The sequence below is a fragment of the Hydrotalea lipotrueae genome (genome assembly GCF_019249625.1).
In the GTDB taxonomy this organism is placed as follows: Bacteria; Bacteroidota; Bacteroidia; order Chitinophagales; family Chitinophagaceae; genus Hydrotalea; species Hydrotalea flava.
Map to the genome: position 1 here is coordinate 1 of NZ_JAESDL010000031.1, position 17,901 is coordinate 17,901.

A 17,901-nucleotide genomic window follows, 5' to 3' on the forward strand; every position below is an offset into this window, starting at 1 on the left:
CAACCTTTTTTATCCGCATTTGTTCATAAACTATTGATCCCATTGTGTTCTATTCGTTTTTGAGGAACGACTAAATATTCAAGTATGAAATATTTATGAACATTATCATTTTATACATCAGGCCGACGATTTTGGAATTGATTCGTTGAGCAGATAATGAATTGAATAGCAGTATATGCACCAAAAAAGCTATCATTCTTTAACTAAAGCATACAAAAAAGCCTTCATTTATTATTGAAGGCTTTGTATATTTTAAACAATAGGATTGATTAACCATTTTTGCGTTGCAATACTTTTTCAACCGCAGCAAAAATATGCGGGGCATCTAACCCATATTTCTGCAATAATTCCATGGGTGTACCACTTTCGCCAAAAGTATCTTTGGTGCCTACATATTCAATAGGAATAGGTAAATGTTTGGCAGCCACCTGTGCAATAGAATCGCCCAGGCCGCCAATAATATTGTGCTCTTCTACTGTTACGGCACATTTTGTTTTGGTAATAGATTGCAAGACTGCCGCTTCATCCAAAGGTTTAATAGTATGTATATTTATCAATTCAACACATATCCCTTTTTCTTCCAGCATTCGGCCTGCTTCAATAGCTTTCCAAACCATATGGCCACAAGCAAAAATAGAAACATCGGCACCTTCACTTAATACCTGTGCTTTACCAATCACAAAATCACTGCCATCTGCTTTGGTAAAATTGGGCCATTTGGGGCGGCCGAATCTTAAATAAACCGGCCCCTCATAATCTGCAATGGCTTTGGTTGCGGCCTTTGTCTGATTAAAATCGCAGGGTACAATCACCGTCATACCCGGCAACATTTTCATTAACCCAATATCTTCTAATATTTGGTGTGTGGCACCATCTTCACCCAGTGTTAAACCGGCATGTGATGCGCAAATTTTCACATTTTTATTACTGTAGGCTACACTCTGTCTAATCTGATCATATACCCTTCCGGTACTGAAATTGGCAAAAGTAGTAGTGTAAGGAATTTTACCGCCAATGGTTAATCCGGCTGCAATACCAATCATATTAGCTTCGGCTATACCACATTGCACAAATCGTTCCGGAAACTCTTTGATGAAAGGAGCAATTTTCATTGAGCCGGCCAAATCTGCAGTCAATACTACAATTTTATTATTGGCTTTACCTGCTTCGTAAATGCCTTCGCCAAAACCTGCTCTTGTTTCCTTTTCATTCTGTAACTGGATGTCTTTCAATTTCATCGATAAATTGTTTTACTTTATAAGCTGTAGAAAAACTCCAACAATAGCAATTTCTCTTTTAGCTTATGCTTATTTTAAAGTGGTTTGCAAGGTAAGGCAAATATGGCAAGGTGTAAAATGAAAAAATTAAGGATAATTCCGGCATGCAAATGTTATTTAAGTAGCATCAGCTAAAGAAATATCTTTTACATTGCCTGTTCTTTTCAATACACCCCAATGCTGTAATTCGCCCTTTAATGCCCGCCTGAATGAACGAAATAAAATGATGAGCATTAACCAACGATAAATAAGGCGTTGCGGAATAATCCAAAATAACTTTAACATATTTCCCTTTTCAAAAGCAAAAGCAAGCACTGCAATTAGTGCATCTACCACCAAAAAAATCAGGTAATACACAGCAATTTTGCTTCTGTTTTCTGTAAACAGGCCCAGCAACATAAACAAATCGCCCAGCGGTGAAAACAGGGGTATAATGTATTTAAATATCAGAATATCGGGTAATGCTATCCAGCCCAAACCTTTGTACCGGTTATTGAACAAGGCATCTTTGTGCTTCCAGAAAGTTTGCATCACACCGAATGTCCAACGGAAACGTTGTTTAAAAAACTCTTTCAATGTTTCGGGTGCTTCGGTTAAAGCAATGGCTTGGGCTTCATTGTCAATTACATAACCTGCTTTTAAAATACGGATGGTTAAATCGCAATCTTCAGCAAGGGTATCAGTTGTAAATCCACCTGCTTCATCAATGGCTTTTTTTCTGAATGCTCCGATGGCACCCGGCACAACGGTAATTGCGTTTGCGTAGGCAAAACCACGCCTGTCAAAATTCTGGCTGGTAATGTATTCAATGCTTTGCCATTTGGTTAACAAATTAATTGTGTTGCCCACTTTTACAGAACCGGCTACAGCGCCAACAGCAGGATTGGTAAAATGTTGCATTAATTTTTCAACTGCATCGGGCAACAATTTGGTATCTGCATCAATACAAACCACATACCTGGCATCAGATTGCGCTATGCCAAAATTCAGTGCAGAAGCTTTGCCGCCATTGGGCTTGGTAAATATTTTTACTTTTTTGTTTTGTTGAAAAGCAGCCACTACTTTTTCATAGGTGGCATCTTTACTGCCATCATCTACAAAAACAATATCAAAATCAGGATAAGTACATTTTAATAAATTTTGCAGCGAACTAACTGCATTTACTTCTTCATTATAAGCCGGTACAATAATAGATACTTTAGGGAAACTTGTAAATGTGCCCAGTGGTATTTTTTCTTTTCGCCTTTCAAGTATGGTAAGTATGGCCAAAGACAGTAAACGAATAGCACCCAGCACCATAAAGGTGAGGAATAACACGTACAATATCTGCCCAACTATAAAACCTGTTTCGGCCAGGAAATAATTAAATTGTATTAACCGATAGCCGCTTCCTTTGGGTACACGGGGCATTAAATCGGCATGTGTTTTATGCAATAAATCGGCAATGGTAGTAAAGGTATATCCCTTACTTTGAAAGTAGCGGATAATCATACCCGTTGCTTTTACGGTAGCCCTTCTATCGCCACCGGCATCATGCAATAATATGATGTTAGAACTGTCGCCATTGGCCAGGTGCTGATTGTAAATAGAAACCACTCTGTTAAAAATGGTATCGGCATTAAAATGGGGTATTTCGCCCTGTTCCCAGTCTTCCGGATCTACACTTTCCCCGACGGTAATATAGTTTCTAGTTCGGCTTAAAGCCACCGGTACCATTTCTTCATATTTTTCCGGATCGCTGTCGGCATTATAAGGTGCCCGAAACAAAATAGTACTATGCCCCGTAATACACTCTAACAAAAGCCGGGTAGCATCCATTTCAAGATAAGCTCTTTTTTTGCTTACCTCGGCCATATTGGGATGGGTGAAAGTATGGTTACCAATTTCGTGGCCTTCTCTGAATACTCTTTTTACCAATGGAATATTATTTTCAGCATTGATGCCAATCATAAAGAATGCAGCAGGTATATGGTAATAAGCCAGTGTATCTAAAATTTCAGGTGTATATTTTGCATCGGGACCATCATCATACGTTAATACCAATTTTTTATCAGATGACTGTCCGTATTTTTTTACTACATAAGTTGAAGGGAGTTTGTCATACTGTTCTTCGCTGATGAGCATTGCCGAAGAATCAATTTCGGGTGTAATATGCCCATCCGTTGGTGTGGAAAGCATATCCAATATTTCGCCCTGCCCAATAAAATCCGGCGTAGCCATTGAGGGAACATCTGTCAATGCTTTAAAATCGAAATTATGCAGCGCAGCCTTATTCATGGGCTTATTATAAAATTCCCAAACCCGGCTGTCTTCACTACCAAGACGCCAGAGCGCAGTTCCGGCCAGTCCATATTCCGTAGCAAAACGAAGGGAATTAAAATTGGTAGCTGCATCTGTAAAATACACTTCATGAATTACATTTTTATCATCATAATAACTGTAATTCAAATTATAGGTATCGTTGTTGTAATCAATGGTAGCATCACTTTCTCTTGCAGTGGCCAACGCTTCCTGATAGGTAACGGGGATGGTTTTGCCTTTTTTAGTCCAGTCGTAACCAAATGCAGCAAGGTTTAAAACTATTTTAGAAGGATCTACTTTTTTTGCCAAATCATCTACCGCAGATTCTATCCATTTTTGAGAACAGATAGGACCGGGTTTCGTACCATCATTAAACTCATCATAGGCCATTAAAAAAATATAATCATTGTACTTAGCTAATTGAGCATAATCATAATCTTCATTAAAAGGCGAAACATTTTGCGTAACCAGCAGGTTTAAATCGTGCAGGGTGGTATATAATTTTTTTTCAAAATTGGTTAATACATCATTGTTTTTTTCATTCAAATCTTCAAAATCCACATTAATACCAGCTAAATTATTTTTTACCAGAAAGCGTGCTACATCCTGAACCAGCCTGTCTGATTTAGTAGGGTCATTTAAAATCCTGTGCAGTGCCTTACCGGTAAATACCCCATTGTAATTGTTGGAAAGCATGGGCATTACCTTAACACCGGAGGTTTTGATTAATTCCAGCACCCGGGGCTCCATCACAGAAAAAAGGGTATCGGCTTTGGGATCAATGAACAGCCATTCGGGCAATACCAGGTTTAGTTTGGAAATATTTTTTTTAAGCGAAAAATAAGACTGCGCATCCCAGTTTACAAAAAAAGCAGCCCGTATACCCAAACTATCGCTAAAATCGTTGTTTTTAGATAAATTCAATACCGTATCTGCCTGGCCACAGCCCCTGCCCGCTGCCCATTTTACATTGATCATAGAACGAAAACCCCGGTATTTTTTTGCCAGATTACTTTGCCGATAGGCAGGAACATCGCCTGCAAGCACTTTTTTTACTGCCCGGCCTTCCAAAGGAATGGTAGGATTTTGTTTACTAATTACATGAACCGCAATAGAAAATATAAGTCCAAAAATGATTAGAATAAACAACAATAACCTGCCCAGCCATTTAAACCTTTGCCAGCGGGTTGTATTGGTGGTTTGAAAAACTTGTGAAGATGCACTCATAGAAAGGATATAACAACAAACCTGTTATTTAAAGTACGAAGTTCCTACTAAAACAACAAAAAAGGCCACTTCGGCAGAAGTAACCTTGCATATATAGCAAATTTTAAGGAAATATAAACGTATCAGCGTTCAAAAGTAGAATAGAAATAGGGAGTTTTGGCTTCAAATTCTGCGCTGCAGGTATCTACCATTTTATAACTTCTGGTAATGCCCAGTGCTTTTCTTTTTTCATACACTGCTTCATCATGGGTATTGCCCTGTAAAATTTTAGCAATTTGGGCATCACTAAAACCTTCTATTTTCGCTTTCCGTAATAATTCATCCGGCAAAGATTCTAAATTGTAATTACTGAGTTCTTTTTCTATTTTACATATTTCAGCTATCTGGTAAATAAACCAACGGTCAATACCGGTTGCCTGTGCAATGGTTTTAACGGTAACGCCCTGCATTAAAGCATCTTTAATTCTAAAAATTCGATCCCATTTTGGCGTTTTAATATATTCCACTATCTCATCACTCTTCATTAAGCTTTTGCCATAATAGCCCAAACCAACGGCTTCATTTTCTAAACTCTGACAAGCTTTTTGGATGGCTTCATTAAAACTACGACCAATGGCCATTACTTCACCTACACTTTTCATTTGCAAGCCCAAGGTGTCATTGGCGCCTTTAAATTTATCGAAATTCCAACGGGGTATTTTTACAATTACGTAATCTAATGCCGGCTCAAAATAGGCAGAAGTGGTTTGTGTAATTTGATTTTTGAGTTCATCTAATGTATAACCAATGGCTAATTTGGCTGCAATTTTTGCAATAGGATAACCGGTAGCTTTTGAAGCCAAAGCAGAAGATCGGCTCACTCTTGGGTTAATTTCTACCGCAATCAGTTCTTCATTTTGCGGATTAAGGGCGAACTGCACATTACAGCCACCGGCAAAATTACCAAGACTGCGCATCATTAACATAGCCTGATTGCGCATATCCTGAAAAGCAGTATCGCTGAGGGTCATGGCCGGAGCTACTGTGATGGAGTCGCCGGTATGCACCCCCATGGGGTCAACGTTTTCTACTGTACAAATAATCACTACATTATCGTTCTTATCACGTAACAATTCTAATTCATATTCCTTCCAGCCCAATACTGCTTTTTCTACCAAAACTTCGTGTATGGGCGAAGCTTTCAGGCCACGTTCTAAAGCAGCATCTAACTCATCTTTGGAATGTACAAAACTGCCGCCGGTGCCGCCGAGTGTAAATGAAGGGCGGATAACTAAGGGGAAACCAATTTGTTGTGCAAACTCTTTTCCTTCTAAAAAGCTATTGGCTACATGGCTGGGGGCTACTTTAATGCCAATTTTACCCATTAGCTGCCTGAATTTTTCGCGGTCTTCGGCTGTATCAATGGCGGCTACATCTACCCCAATTAACCGTACACCAAATTTTTCCCACACACCCAATTCTTCGGCTTCCTTGCACAAATTCAGTGCAGTTTGTCCGCCCATAGTGGGCAGTACCGCATCAATTTGGTTTTCAGATAAAATTTGCTCAATACTTTCTACCGTAAGTGGCAACAGGTACACTTTATCGGCCATCATAGGATCGGTCATAATTGTAGCGGGATTGCTGTTTATCAGCACTACTCTTATGCCCTCTTCCCTTAAACTTCGGGCAGCTTGTGAGCCGGAATAATCAAATTCGCAGGCCTGACCAATAATGATGGGACCTGAACCAATAATTAAAACAGATTGAATGGTGGTATCTTTTGGCATGGTAAAAACAAATTGCGCAAATGTAAGGGCATTTGGCCAAAGCTGTGATTTAAATTTTATTAGAAATAATATATTTTATTTTTTAATAATACAAAAATGTGCCTGTTGTGGTCTTACGTTTTTACTGCCTACAAAATAATTTGCCTCAACTGCAACAATTCACCCCAAAAATGTATTAATATCACAAACAAATAAACAGGTATGACACAGTTAACCATTGGTAAAAAAGCTCCGGCATTAAAAGGTGTTGACCAAAACGGCAACCCTATTTCGTTGAATGATTTTAAAGGTAAAAAAGTAGTGCTGTATTTTTATCCGAAAGATAATACACCGGGATGCACTGCACAAGCTTGTAATTTACGCGACCATTACACCGAACTGCTTCAAAAAGGCTATGCTGTAATTGGTATAAGTCCCGATGATGCTAAAAGCCACAAAAAATTTGAAGAAAAATTCGACTTACCCTTTCCTTTAATTGCCGATACCGACCATAGCATTGCTGAAAAATACGGTGTTTGGGGATTGAAAAAATTTATGGGAAGGGAATATATGGGCATACAACGCACTACTTTTTTAATTAATGAGTCGGGTAATATTGCAGGCATTATCGATAAGCCCGATACTAAAAACCACACGGCTCAGGTTTTAGAAGCCTGGCAGCAGTTGTAATTTATTCGTATCTGGTTGTATGCAGGTAGCAATTAAACCTTTCACGCCTGTATTTTTTAGTGTATTTTGCTTAAAAATACCGGCATGAATTATATTACTATTATTGGTTTAATAGCTGCTTTTGGCACTACTGCTTCCTTTATACCGCAGGCCATTAAAACCATTCAAACCAAAAATACTTCGGGTATATCGTTGGGTATGTATGCCTTATTTACATTTGGCACATTGTGCTGGCTGATATACGGACTGCTAAGCCACAGCTTACCGGTTACCATTGCCAATGCTATTACGCTTTTATTTTCGGCCATTATTTTGGGTTACAAAATCAAATACAAATAATGCCTATCAAACAGGTTACCTGATTCAATGCCTGTACTTATTTACAGCGTTGTGCAACGCTGTTGAGTTGAGCATGGGTCGAAGCAGGTTCGGATTTGCTACCTGCCCTGACATTGAGCAATATCAAAAAATATACTCTTCCTATTGATGATTTGTGATTACCCGTTTTACTTGCCTACATTTGAAAAAGCAAGCTAAGGAATATGACAGCAGCGAATGGATGTTGATTACTGTAAGGTGCCGGTTATTGTGTTATCATTTAAAAATAAACACATGAAATATACTTTACTCATTTTTTTTGTATTGGTACAAACCTTTGTATTTAGCCAGAAAAACTCCCAAGTACAAGACTGGCCTAACTTACAAAAATATGCGGCGGAAAATGCTTTGCTTTTGCTGCAAGAAGCGCCGGCGGGAAAAGACAGGGTAGTTTTTATGGGCAATTCCATTACCGAGTTTTGGAAAGTAAGAGACAGTGGCTTCTTTGCAACCCATCTTAATTATATTGACCGGGGTATTAGCGGACAAACCACGCCGCAAATGTTATTGCGTTTCCGGCAAGATGTGATTGATCTGCATCCGGCAGCTGTGGTTATTTTAGCCGGTATTAATGATATTGCTGAAAATACCGGACCTATTGCACTCACTACCACCATGGGCAATATTGCCTCTATGGCTGAATTGGCCCGGGTGCACCATATTCAGGTAATATTGTGTTCGGTATTACCCGCTAATCGTTTCCCCTGGCGCCCTTCTATTTATCCTGCCGATAAGGTGATTGCCCTGAATAAAATGATTGAAGCATATGCTACCTCCCATCACCTTACGTATGTTAATTTTTATACCCGAATGGTGGATGCCGATAAAGGATTGGATGCCAGGTACACTTTAGATGGCGTACACCCCACCCTAGCCGGTTACCAAGTAATGGATACATTGGTGGAAAAAGCCATTACCCATACTTTGCAGAAAAATTAACGGTTAAAAACTGCTACTCTTTATTGCCATGCAGTAAAGTTTGTACTCCCATGGTATGCCTCGCCACCATAGTAGTGCGATGCGGATGCCGGCTTATTGATTCAACAATGGCCGTTTGGGTTGTATTAATTTGGCAATCAGTCCCGTCCATCCGGTTTGATGCGATGCGCCCAATCCTTTGCCTACATCACCATGAAAATATTCATGAAACCATAAATAGTTTTTAAAATGGGTATCGTTTTGCAGCAACACATTATCGCCCAAATAAGGCCGGTGGCCATTTTGGTCGGGCAGAAACAATTCTTTTAAACGTTGCGATAATTGATCGGCTACCGCATCGAGCGAAATAAAATTACCACTACCCTTAGGGCATTCTACTTTAAAATCATCGCCATAATAAAAATGAAAGCGTTGCAAACTTTCTATAATTAAAAAATTTAATGGCATCCAAACCGGACCGCGCCAGTTGCTGTTGCCGCCATACAAACCGCTGGTAGATTCTGCAGGTGTGTATTTCACTTCAAAGCGTTTTCCGCTTACATCAAATATATAGGGATGCTGTTCATGATATTTTGAAACCGACCGAATGCCATAAGGACTTAAAAATTCGGTTTCATCGAGCATTTTTTCCAGTATCTTTTTCATTCTATGGCCACGGAGTAAAGAGAGCAGGTGTTTTTCATCGGCACTCTTATCTTGCCAGCGTGAAACCAGTGCAGCTAAATCGGGGCGGTAGTTCAAAAACCATTCTAACCGTTTGGCAAAACCAGGCAGGGCTTCTAAAGTAGCATGATCTAATACTTCCACGGCAAACAATGGAATAATTCCTACCATACTGCGCACTTTCAGTTGAATGTTTTGTCCGTCTGGCAAATGCAGTGCATCGTAAAAAAACTGATCAGTATCATCCCATAAACCATTTTGTTCATCGCCTATATTATCCATTGCTGCGGCAATGTACAGGAAGTGTTCAAAAAATTTGGTAGCCATATCTTCATACACCGGATTGTGCAATGCCAATTCCAAAGAAATACGCAACATACATAAAGAATACATGGCCATCCAGCTGGTACCATCGGCCTGTTCTATATAACCACCGGTAGGTAAAGGAGCACTCCTGTCAAAAATCCCGATATTATCCAGACCCAAAAATCCGCCCTCAAAAATGTTGTTGCCCTGTTTATCTTTTCGGTTTACCCACCAGGTAAAATTGAGCAGCAGTTTATGAAAAACAGTTTCCAAAAAAGCTATATCGCCTTTGCCATTGTTATTGCGCTGGTCAATAGTATATACCCGCCAGGTAGCCCAGACATGTACGGGCGGATTTACATCGCTGAAATTCCATTCATAAGCCGGAAACTGGCCATTCGGTTTCATGTACCATTCTTTGGTAAGCAGTTCTAATTGTTGTTTAGCAAAGCCTGAATCAATTAAAGCAAAAGGGATGGTATGAAAAGCCAAGTCCCAAGAGGCAAACCAAGGGTACTCCCATGTGTCGGGCATAGAAATAATATCAGCATTGTTTAAATGTTTCCAATCTGCATTCCGGCCTTTTAACCGTTCGGCGGGTGGCGGAGGTTCGGCCGGATCGCCATTTAACCATTGCGGAATATCGTAATAATAAAATTGTTTATTCCAAATCATTCCGGCAAGGGCCTGACGTTGTATTAATTTTTCTTCATCGTTTGTAATGGCTTGTTGCAATTCATTGTAAAAATCATTGGCTTCCTGAACCCGCTGTTTAAAAACAGCATCAAAATCCTGGAATGGCCGATTGCTTTGGTGGGCTTCCAACCGCAATTTTATGGTATAACTTTCCCCTGCTTTGATGTTGGTATTGTAATGCACTGCAGCCTTGGTTCCGGAGCCATTAATGTTTACTGCTTTTTCATTCCCTTCCACAATATAGCGGTGAATACCGTCTTTGGTAAAATGCTGTGTATTGGGCACACCATACAGCCTTTCAACATTGGTTTCGTTATCACAGAAAAGAATATCTGTTTTTTGTTCAATGTGCAGTTTATAGTTAGGAAGTTGATGATGGTCAATAATAATTTCTTCATTATTCGATGAAATGAGTTGCGGTTTATACGTATCATAGCCCCAGCACCAGGTATTTCTAAACCAGATGGTGGGCAATATATGTAGTCGGGCATCTTCTGTATTACGATTGTGCACTGTAATTTGAATTAAAATATCATCTACATTGGCTTTGGCATATTCCGCAAAAACATCGAAGTAGGCATTGTTATTAAATAATCCGGTATCTATTAACTCAAACTCCGGGTCATTCCGGGTTCTTTGTTTGTTTTCGTTAATGATTTGTTCATAAGGGAATGCAGCCTGTGGATACTTGTACAGCATTTTTAAATAGCTGTGTGTAGGCGTAGCATCTAAAAAATAATATAACTCTTTTACATCTTCACCATGATTACCTTCCTGATTGGTTAACCCAAACAAACGCTCTTTCAATATAGAATCTTTTGTATTCCACAAGCCAATTGAAAAACAAAATAATTGTTGCGCGTCAGAAATACCTGCAATACCTTCTTCGCCCCAGCGATACGCTTTACTGCGTGCCATATCGTGCGAAATATAATTCCAGGCATCGCCATTGGGGCTATAATCTTCACGAACGGTACCCCATTGCCGGTTTGAAAGATAAGGTCCCCAATGTTTCCATTTTTTATCTTTCAGTCGTTCCTGTTCAACACTCATATTTTTATTTTTTAATAAGATTAAAAAATTATCCATTGGTAGAAAAGCCTGGGTATAAGGTCATACCGCCATCAACAAACAAAGAGGTGCCGGTAACATAATCACTGTCATCGCTGGCTAACCATACTGCTGCTTTAGCAATATCATCGGGCTCCCCAATGCGCTGGTAAGGAATTAGGGTTAACAGTTTTTGTAAAGCTTCAGGCGTATCCCATGCCGCTTTATTAATAGGCGTTTGAATAGCACCCGGACAAATACTGTTGATGCGAATTTTTTTAGGTGCAAACTCTTGTGCAATGCTTTTCATTAACATCATAATACCACCTTTGCTGGTAGCATAATTGGCGTGGCCGGCCCAGGGTATTACTTCGTGTACGCTGCTCATACAAATAATTTTTCCTGCTGCTGCACTTTTTGAAGTATCAATACCACGGCGTAAGAATTCGCGAATGGCTTCACGGGCACATAAAAACTGTCCGGTTAAATTAATACCCAACACTAAATTCCATTGGTCTAATGACATCTCTTCAAACGGAGCATCTTTTTGTATTCCGGCATTATTCACTAAAACATCAACGGTACCCAACTGACGAACAACTGTTGCAAACATTTGTTGTACCTCATCCTCTTTACTCACATCGCAACAATATACCATCCCCTTACCACCCTGATCGGTTATTGATTTTAACACCGCTTCAGCAGCGGGTTGTAATGCAGGAAAAGGATAGTTAATTACAACCGTTGCACCAGCGCCGGCTAATGCAGCAGCTACGCCGGCACCTATGCCGCTATTAGCTCCTGTAATAATAGCTACCTGATTTTGTAGTTTTTGCTCCATACCCATTAAATTTTAGTGAAATAATAAAACGCAATGTGAAGATTAATACACATTACAATTATGTAGTGTAAGGTATAAAAATTTAGTAAGGCAAAGAAAAATAAATGAAAAAATAAATTAAAGTTAACAATGCGTTATTAAATAACCGAAGACACGAATTGAGAGAATGACCTTCTTAAAAACAGGCCTATATTCGCTTACAGCAAGTAATATATTATATGAATAGAACTTGTAGTGCAGATGTTGATGAGACTATACCTCTTACTATCTTATAAAAGCAGCATTAATCAATTCGTTTAATTTGTGCACCAATATTGCGTAAGCGTTCATCAATGTTTTGATAGCCTCGGTCAATTTGTTCAATATTTTGAATAATACTGGTACCTTCAGCACTCAAAGCAGCAATGAGCAAAGCCTGACCGGCTCTGATATCGGGGCTGCTCATGGTAATTCCTTTTAATTTATTTTTGCGTGCCAGGCCGATTACGGTTGCACGATGCGGATCGCATAAAATAATTTGCGCACCCATATCAATTAATTTATCTACAAAAAACAAACGGCTTTCAAACATTTTTTGGTGCACCAATACACTACCCCTTGCCTGAATGGCCACTACCAGCACAATGCTGAGTAAATCGGGTGTAAAGCCGGGCCAGGGATGGTCATAGATGGTGAGAATACCCCCATCTAAATAGGTTTGAATTTCATATACATCTTGTTCAGGTATCATAATATCATCGCCTTTTATTTCCAGATGGATACCCAATTGCTGAAATTTTTCAGGTATAACGCCCAGGTGTTGTACACCGGCACCTTTTATGGTAAGATTACTTTGCGTCATAGCTGCCAAACCAATAAAACTGCCAACTTCAATCATATCGGGCAGCAGGGTATGGTCAGTTCCGCTTAAGGCATCTACCCCCTCAATTTGTAATAAATTACTACCAATGCCTGTAATGCGGGCACCCATTCTATTCAGCATTTTACACAGTTGTTGAATATAGGGTTCGCAGGCTGCATTGTATATGGAGGTATTGCCTTCGGCCAATACAGCAGCCATAACAATATTGGCCGTTCCGGTAACAGAAGGTTCATCCAATAACATAAATGCCCCTTTTAATTGTGGAGCCGACATTTCAAAGCAACCTAATTTTTCCTGATATACATAACTGGCTCCTAATTTTTCAAATCCAATAATATGGGTATCTAATCTTCTTCGGCCAATTTTATCGCCGCCCGGTTTGGGCAAATAGGCTTTTTTATAACGCCCAAGCATAGCGCCGGCCAACATAACACTGCCTCTTAACTTACTGCCTTTATTTCTAAATGCTTCAGATGAAAGATAATCGGTATTTACATTTGATGCTGTAAAGCTACAGCTATGCCTACCCAAGCGCTGTACCGTTACACCCATATCGGCCAGCAAATCAATTAAAATATTTACATCAATAATATCGGGAATATTATGAATGGTAACTGTTTCCGGCGTAAGCAAAACGGCAGCTAAAATTTGAAGCGCTTCATTTTTAGCGCCTTGCGGTACAATTTCGCCGCGTAATTTTTTACCCCCTATCACTTCAAATGCGTGCATAAACAATTGTTTTAAAATAATGGCTCAAAAATAAAGAGAGCTATCGTAGACAGCTCCCCTTGCATGAAATATTTTTAATAGCCGGCATGATAGGGTATCAATATCTATCAATATCTTTTTTTGAAGTTATTGGTTCGGGTATCGCGTTGTCCGGCATTGCGGTTATCGCGTTGGTTATTATTGCGATTACCGGATGTACCGCCATTTCTGTTACCGTTATTATTATTGCGCTGGTTATTATTAATTCGATTACTGAAATTTTGCTGCCTGCGGCCATTGTTACCTGAACGGGCATACTCATCGCGTTCAAAATTCTGGTTGCGGTGTTTAATATAGGGTGTATTGCTAAACTCTAATGCACCACCGGTAATACTATCCAACTCACTTCTAATAGCATCATCATGCACCAACTCTTTATGCCAGTTGCTATAGGCCAGTTTCATGTAATAGGCAATGGCATTGGCAAATCCGGCTTTCTTTTCCGGATTTTCTTCCTTCAATGCTTTATCAATTACCACTTCTAAATTCCTGCCTAAATGTGAATATTTGGGTTTGTGTTTGGGATAAGGCAGCGGATCGGACTTTGCTTTATACGTTTCTTTCTGCGGAATGGGGTATGGACTATCAACATCCAATTTAAAATCGCTGATAAAGAATAAATGATCCCAAAGCATGTGCCTGAAATCTTCTACATTCCGCAAATGCGGGTTTAAAAAACCCATCAATTCTATTACAGCCTTAGCCTGTTCATTTCTTTTTTGGCGGTCTTCTATGGTCATTACATACTCAACCATTTTGTGAATATGCCTGCCATATTCCCGCATACTTAATAAGCTTCTTGCGGTGTTGTATTCCATATTATCTACATTCATCAAAGGCAAATGTAGGTATTTAAGTACTTGATTGCTATTTTTTGAAAATATCGCCCTGTTTCAGTTGTAAAATTCATAAAAATGCCTCTGTAGCAGATGCTTTCATTTCTTTATCTTCGCCAAATGGAACAGTTAGCAACACAGTTAGAAAATTACAAGAAAGAAGTACTGGCTTTTACCCCGCAAAATGTAGATGAGGTAGAAAGTTTTCGAATAAAATATCTGGGTACCAAAGGTTTGGTAAAAAGTTTAATGGCTGAAATGAAACAGGTACCCGCCGAACAAAAGCGGGCTGCGGGCCAACTATTGAACGAGTTTAAACTGCTGGTAGAAGAAAGATTTCAATCTTTTGCCGCACTCAATCATACATCAACAGCTGCAACAGTTGATACCGACTGGAGCTTACCGGGTGATCCCATTCCCGCAGGTACATTGCACCCATTAAGCATTGTGCGACATCAAATTGTTACTATTTTTCAGAGATTAGGCTTTGCGGTAGCAGAAGGGCCTGAAATTGAAGACGATTGGCACAACTTTGGCGCCATGAATTTGCCTGAAGATCATCCGGCACGCGACATGCAAGATACCTTTTACATTAACCAAAACCCCGCATGGCTGTTAAGAACCCATACCAGCAGTGTACAGGCTAGGGTAATGGAACAACAAAAGCCACCTATAAGGGTAATTTGTCCGGGCCGCGTTTACCGAAATGAAACCATTAGCGCCAGAGCACATTGCTTTTTTCATCAGGTAGAAGGTTTGTATGTAGATGAAAATGTAAGCTTTGCCGATTTAAAACAAACCCTCTATTTTTTTGTACAGGAAATGTTTGGAAAAGATACCAAAGTGCGTTTCAGGCCATCTTATTTTCCTTTTACCGAACCCAGTGCAGAAATGGATATCAGTTGCCTGATATGCGCTGGCAAAGGCTGCACCGTTTGTAAACATACCGGCTGGGTAGAAATTTTAGGAAGTGGCATGGTTCACCCCAAAGTATTGGAGAATTTTAATATTGACTCCAACAAATACACCGGCTTTGCATTTGGCATGGGCATAGAACGCATTTGCCAGTTAAAATACCGTGTAAATGATTTACGCCTGTATTCACAAAACGATGTTCGGTTTTTACAACAATTTACCGCTGCTTTATAAATTTAAAGCAACCTAAATTGTGGTGGCTACTGTTATATTTGAAGCCTATTTACAACTATTAGCTTCCACATCATGGTATTTACAACCAATGGTATTGTATTAAGAACTACCCGTTATGGCGAAACCAGTATTATTACCCAAATATATACTGAGTTATTTGGCATACAGAGCTATATTGTAAAAGGTGTACACCAGTCAACCCGCCGCAAACAGGCGCAGGCTATTTATTTTCAACCCGGTGCTATATTGGCATTAGAAGTATATCACCACCAGCAAAAACAACTGCAGTTTATTAAAGAATTTAGCTGGAGTTATATTTACCATAATGTTTTAAACGATGTAAAGAGGCATACCGTTACCTCATATATTGTAGAATTGCTGCAACACAGCTTACAACAACCCGAAGCACATGTTGAACTGTTTTATTTAACCCGGCAGGCTTTACAATTAACTGATACCGGAAATGATTTGCTGGTAGCCAATCTTCCCATTTATTTTACCCTGCAGGCTGCAGCGATTCTGGGTTTCCAAATTCAAGGGCAATATAATGCTGCAACACCCTGGCTCGATTTACAGGAAGGCTTTTATGTAACCAGGCAACCCAATCATGATTATTTTATGGAAAACGAAACAGCAAAAGCCACCGCTGCTTTATTGCAAATTATGCCCAAACAAATTGAAACTATTGGCGAAGTTGTGTTAAACCAAAGTACCAGAAGAGCCATTTTACAAGCATTGCAGCTTTACCTATCCTTACATATTCCCGAATTCGGGAAGCTGAAAAGTTTAGATATTTTACAGGAAATACTATCTGCTTAATCCAGTGGAATTTTACATAAGCCTTTTTACCTGTGCATTTTTAATGCTATTGCATTGAACATCTATGCCTTTCAATTGCAAAATACCCGGTTTAGTATGTGGCATAAAAGTGCCCAAATTATTTTCCATACCCAATGCCCTGGCGCCATTGTGCGTTGCCCATTCCAGTAAATTAGATAATGGAACTTTTGGAAAATACTGGTTAATAGTTGTTATTTCGTCCAACACACTGAGTGAATGATTACTGGCCAAACTATCTGTACCAATGGTTATAGCTATACCAGCATCAATCATATCACTAACGGGAGGCACTTGCTGTTCAATGTATAAATTGGCATTAATACAAATGGCAGCAAAAAGCTGCTTGTTATATTGCTGTGCCCATTGTTGTATCCACATTAAATCATCCTTCGTTGAAAATGTATTGTGTACCAAAACAACAGCAGAGGCATTGTTGAAATAAGGCGCTACAGTTTGCAAACTGCTTTTTCCCGAAGGAATAAAAAAGCCGTTATCTATTTGCATTTGCCGATACATACGCAAAAATTCGCCGGTACCATTCCTAAATAAAGCATCTTCAGCAGGTGTTTCCTGATTGTGCATGGTAATAACATTGCCTGAAAATTGGGGTGCTATTTTTTGCCATAATACAGTAGAAATAGAGTAAGGCGCATGTGGCACGATGCTTTTAGGCATTGAAAATTGTTGCCATAAATTTTTAGCTTGTTCAAAGCGTTTTGTAGCAATAGCAGGTAGCCATCCGCTGGTTTCAATAAAGTTGTAGTAATGTAAAGCAGATTGTTGTTTTTGTGCAAGGGTATGGTCAGTATTACAAATATCGCCTACTGCAACAATACCATTCCGTAGCATTTCTGCTTCGGCTGCAACAATTGCCTGTTCAATAGCTTCTGGTTCAACAAATCGTTTGGTAATAATTTCCAAAACAAAATTTACCAGGCCGGTATGCATAGGGATAGTACCTTTTAAATGGCTCAACTCTAAGTGGCAATGGGTGTTTACAAATCCGGGACAAAGTACACCTTCTATTTTTTGTATCGCTTCACCTGCATCTGCCTCCGCAACAATAGCTTCAATGGTTCCGTCTGGCAAAGTAATCAATACCTCACCGTTATGTAACCAATCTTTTCCCGTAAATAAAAAATCGGCCTGTAGTTTCTGATACAATGCTGTATATTTTAAACAGCTAAGTTCTGTATTTTCAATGGTTTTCAGCAGCCTGTTTTACATACCGCATTGATGCAAGTAGCGCAATTGATAAGAATTAAAATATAATTTTATTACATCTACCATCATTTTACCCCTTTAAAAATTGCATTAAAAATGATGGATG

Annotated in this window: 13 protein-coding genes; 5 read left to right on the forward strand and 8 right to left on the reverse strand. The window is 39.3% G+C overall.

What is annotated here, in order from left to right; translation table 11 throughout:
- Window positions 1-269: 269 nt before the first annotated feature.
- The 3 genes from JK139_RS14070 to carB all read right to left on the reverse strand — a co-directional run bounded on the left by JK139_RS14070 (window position 270) and on the right by carB (window position 6,574).
- The gene (locus tag JK139_RS14070; protein ID WP_218331733.1) at window positions 270-1,238 is read right to left on the reverse strand and encodes a transketolase family protein; all 969 of its coding nucleotides are present in this window, start codon (window positions 1,236-1,238) and stop codon (window positions 270-272) included.
- A 156-nt stretch (window positions 1,239-1,394) separates the two neighbouring features.
- On the reverse strand, window positions 1,395-4,805 hold the full coding sequence (locus JK139_RS14075) for a glycosyltransferase (RefSeq protein WP_218331735.1): 3,411 nt from the start codon (window positions 4,803-4,805) through the stop codon (window positions 1,395-1,397).
- A 122-nt stretch (window positions 4,806-4,927) separates the two neighbouring features.
- Window positions 4,928-6,574, reverse strand: a complete 1,647-nt coding sequence (gene carB / locus JK139_RS14080; RefSeq protein WP_167517043.1) for a carbamoyl-phosphate synthase large subunit — start codon at window positions 6,572-6,574, stop codon at window positions 4,928-4,930.
- 201 nt (window positions 6,575-6,775) lie between these two features.
- On the opposite strand from carB, the gene bcp reads away from it, so the two are divergent.
- From bcp to JK139_RS14095, 3 genes are all read left to right on the forward strand, one after another.
- Entirely contained in the window at window positions 6,776-7,243 is a 468-nt protein-coding gene (gene bcp, locus JK139_RS14085; RefSeq protein ID WP_218331737.1) for a thioredoxin-dependent thiol peroxidase, read from the forward strand.
- A gap of 84 nt (window positions 7,244-7,327) precedes the next feature.
- Window positions 7,328-7,582: a SemiSWEET transporter gene (locus JK139_RS14090; protein ID WP_068245931.1), complete on the forward strand. Its 255-nt coding sequence runs from the start codon at window positions 7,328-7,330 to the stop codon at window positions 7,580-7,582.
- Window positions 7,583-7,855: 273 nt separating this feature from the next.
- Window positions 7,856-8,560, forward strand: coding sequence for a GDSL-type esterase/lipase family protein (locus JK139_RS14095; RefSeq protein ID WP_228733245.1), 705 nt, complete (start codon window positions 7,856-7,858; stop codon window positions 8,558-8,560).
- 93 nt (window positions 8,561-8,653) lie between these two features.
- On the opposite strand, the gene JK139_RS14100 is transcribed toward JK139_RS14095, so the two are convergent.
- The 4 genes from JK139_RS14100 to JK139_RS14115 form a co-directional block, all read right to left on the reverse strand.
- Window positions 8,654-11,278, reverse strand: a complete 2,625-nt coding sequence (locus tag JK139_RS14100; RefSeq protein WP_218331740.1) for an MGH1-like glycoside hydrolase domain-containing protein — start codon at window positions 11,276-11,278, stop codon at window positions 8,654-8,656.
- Between the two features lie 28 nt (window positions 11,279-11,306).
- Entirely contained in the window at window positions 11,307-12,116 is an 810-nt protein-coding gene (locus tag JK139_RS14105) for a glucose 1-dehydrogenase (RefSeq protein WP_218331742.1), read from the reverse strand.
- Between the two features lie 283 nt (window positions 12,117-12,399).
- The gene (murA, locus tag JK139_RS14110; RefSeq protein WP_074421164.1) at window positions 12,400-13,707 is read right to left on the reverse strand and encodes a UDP-N-acetylglucosamine 1-carboxyvinyltransferase; all 1,308 of its coding nucleotides are present in this window, start codon (window positions 13,705-13,707) and stop codon (window positions 12,400-12,402) included.
- A gap of 107 nt (window positions 13,708-13,814) precedes the next feature.
- Window positions 13,815-14,564: a DUF4290 domain-containing protein gene (locus JK139_RS14115; RefSeq protein ID WP_074421171.1), complete on the reverse strand. Its 750-nt coding sequence runs from the start codon at window positions 14,562-14,564 to the stop codon at window positions 13,815-13,817.
- A gap of 138 nt (window positions 14,565-14,702) precedes the next feature.
- On the opposite strand from JK139_RS14115, the gene pheS reads away from it, so the two are divergent.
- On the forward strand, window positions 14,703-15,731 hold the full coding sequence (gene pheS / locus JK139_RS14120) for a phenylalanine--tRNA ligase subunit alpha (protein WP_074421163.1): 1,029 nt from the start codon (window positions 14,703-14,705) through the stop codon (window positions 15,729-15,731).
- Window positions 15,732-15,803: 72 nt separating this feature from the next.
- Window positions 15,804-16,550 carry a DNA repair protein RecO gene (recO, locus tag JK139_RS14125; RefSeq protein WP_074421162.1) on the forward strand — a complete coding sequence of 249 codons (747 nt, stop codon included), beginning with the start codon at window positions 15,804-15,806 and terminating at the stop codon, window positions 16,548-16,550.
- 12 nt (window positions 16,551-16,562) lie between these two features.
- On the opposite strand, the gene JK139_RS14130 is transcribed toward recO, so the two are convergent.
- Complete coding sequence (locus JK139_RS14130) at window positions 16,563-17,735, reverse strand: amidohydrolase family protein (protein WP_074421161.1); 1,173 nt, start codon at window positions 17,733-17,735, stop codon at window positions 16,563-16,565.
- Window positions 17,736-17,901: the final 166 nt, after the last annotated feature.

Coding starts and splice junctions, on each gene's coding strand:
- JK139_RS14070 (WP_218331733.1), bottom strand. CDS start 1,238: ATGAAATTGAAAGACATCCAGTTACAGAATGAAAAGGAAACAAGAGCA.
- JK139_RS14075 (WP_218331735.1), bottom strand. CDS start 4,805: ATGAGTGCATCTTCACAAGTTTTTCAAACCACCAATACAACCCGCTGG.
- carB (WP_167517043.1), bottom strand. CDS start 6,574: ATGCCAAAAGATACCACCATTCAATCTGTTTTAATTATTGGTTCAGGT.
- bcp (WP_218331737.1), top strand. CDS start 6,776: ATGACACAGTTAACCATTGGTAAAAAAGCTCCGGCATTAAAAGGTGTT.
- JK139_RS14090 (WP_068245931.1), top strand. CDS start 7,328: ATGAATTATATTACTATTATTGGTTTAATAGCTGCTTTTGGCACTACT.
- JK139_RS14095 (WP_228733245.1), top strand. CDS start 7,856: ATGAAATATACTTTACTCATTTTTTTTGTATTGGTACAAACCTTTGTA.
- JK139_RS14100 (WP_218331740.1), bottom strand. CDS start 11,278: ATGAGTGTTGAACAGGAACGACTGAAAGATAAAAAATGGAAACATTGG.
- JK139_RS14105 (WP_218331742.1), bottom strand. CDS start 12,116: ATGGAGCAAAAACTACAAAATCAGGTAGCTATTATTACAGGAGCTAAT.
- murA (WP_074421164.1), bottom strand. CDS start 13,707: ATGCACGCATTTGAAGTGATAGGGGGTAAAAAATTACGCGGCGAAATT.
- JK139_RS14115 (WP_074421171.1), bottom strand. CDS start 14,564: ATGGAATACAACACCGCAAGAAGCTTATTAAGTATGCGGGAATATGGC.
- pheS (WP_074421163.1), top strand. CDS start 14,703: ATGGAACAGTTAGCAACACAGTTAGAAAATTACAAGAAAGAAGTACTG.
- recO (WP_074421162.1), top strand. CDS start 15,804: ATGGTATTTACAACCAATGGTATTGTATTAAGAACTACCCGTTATGGC.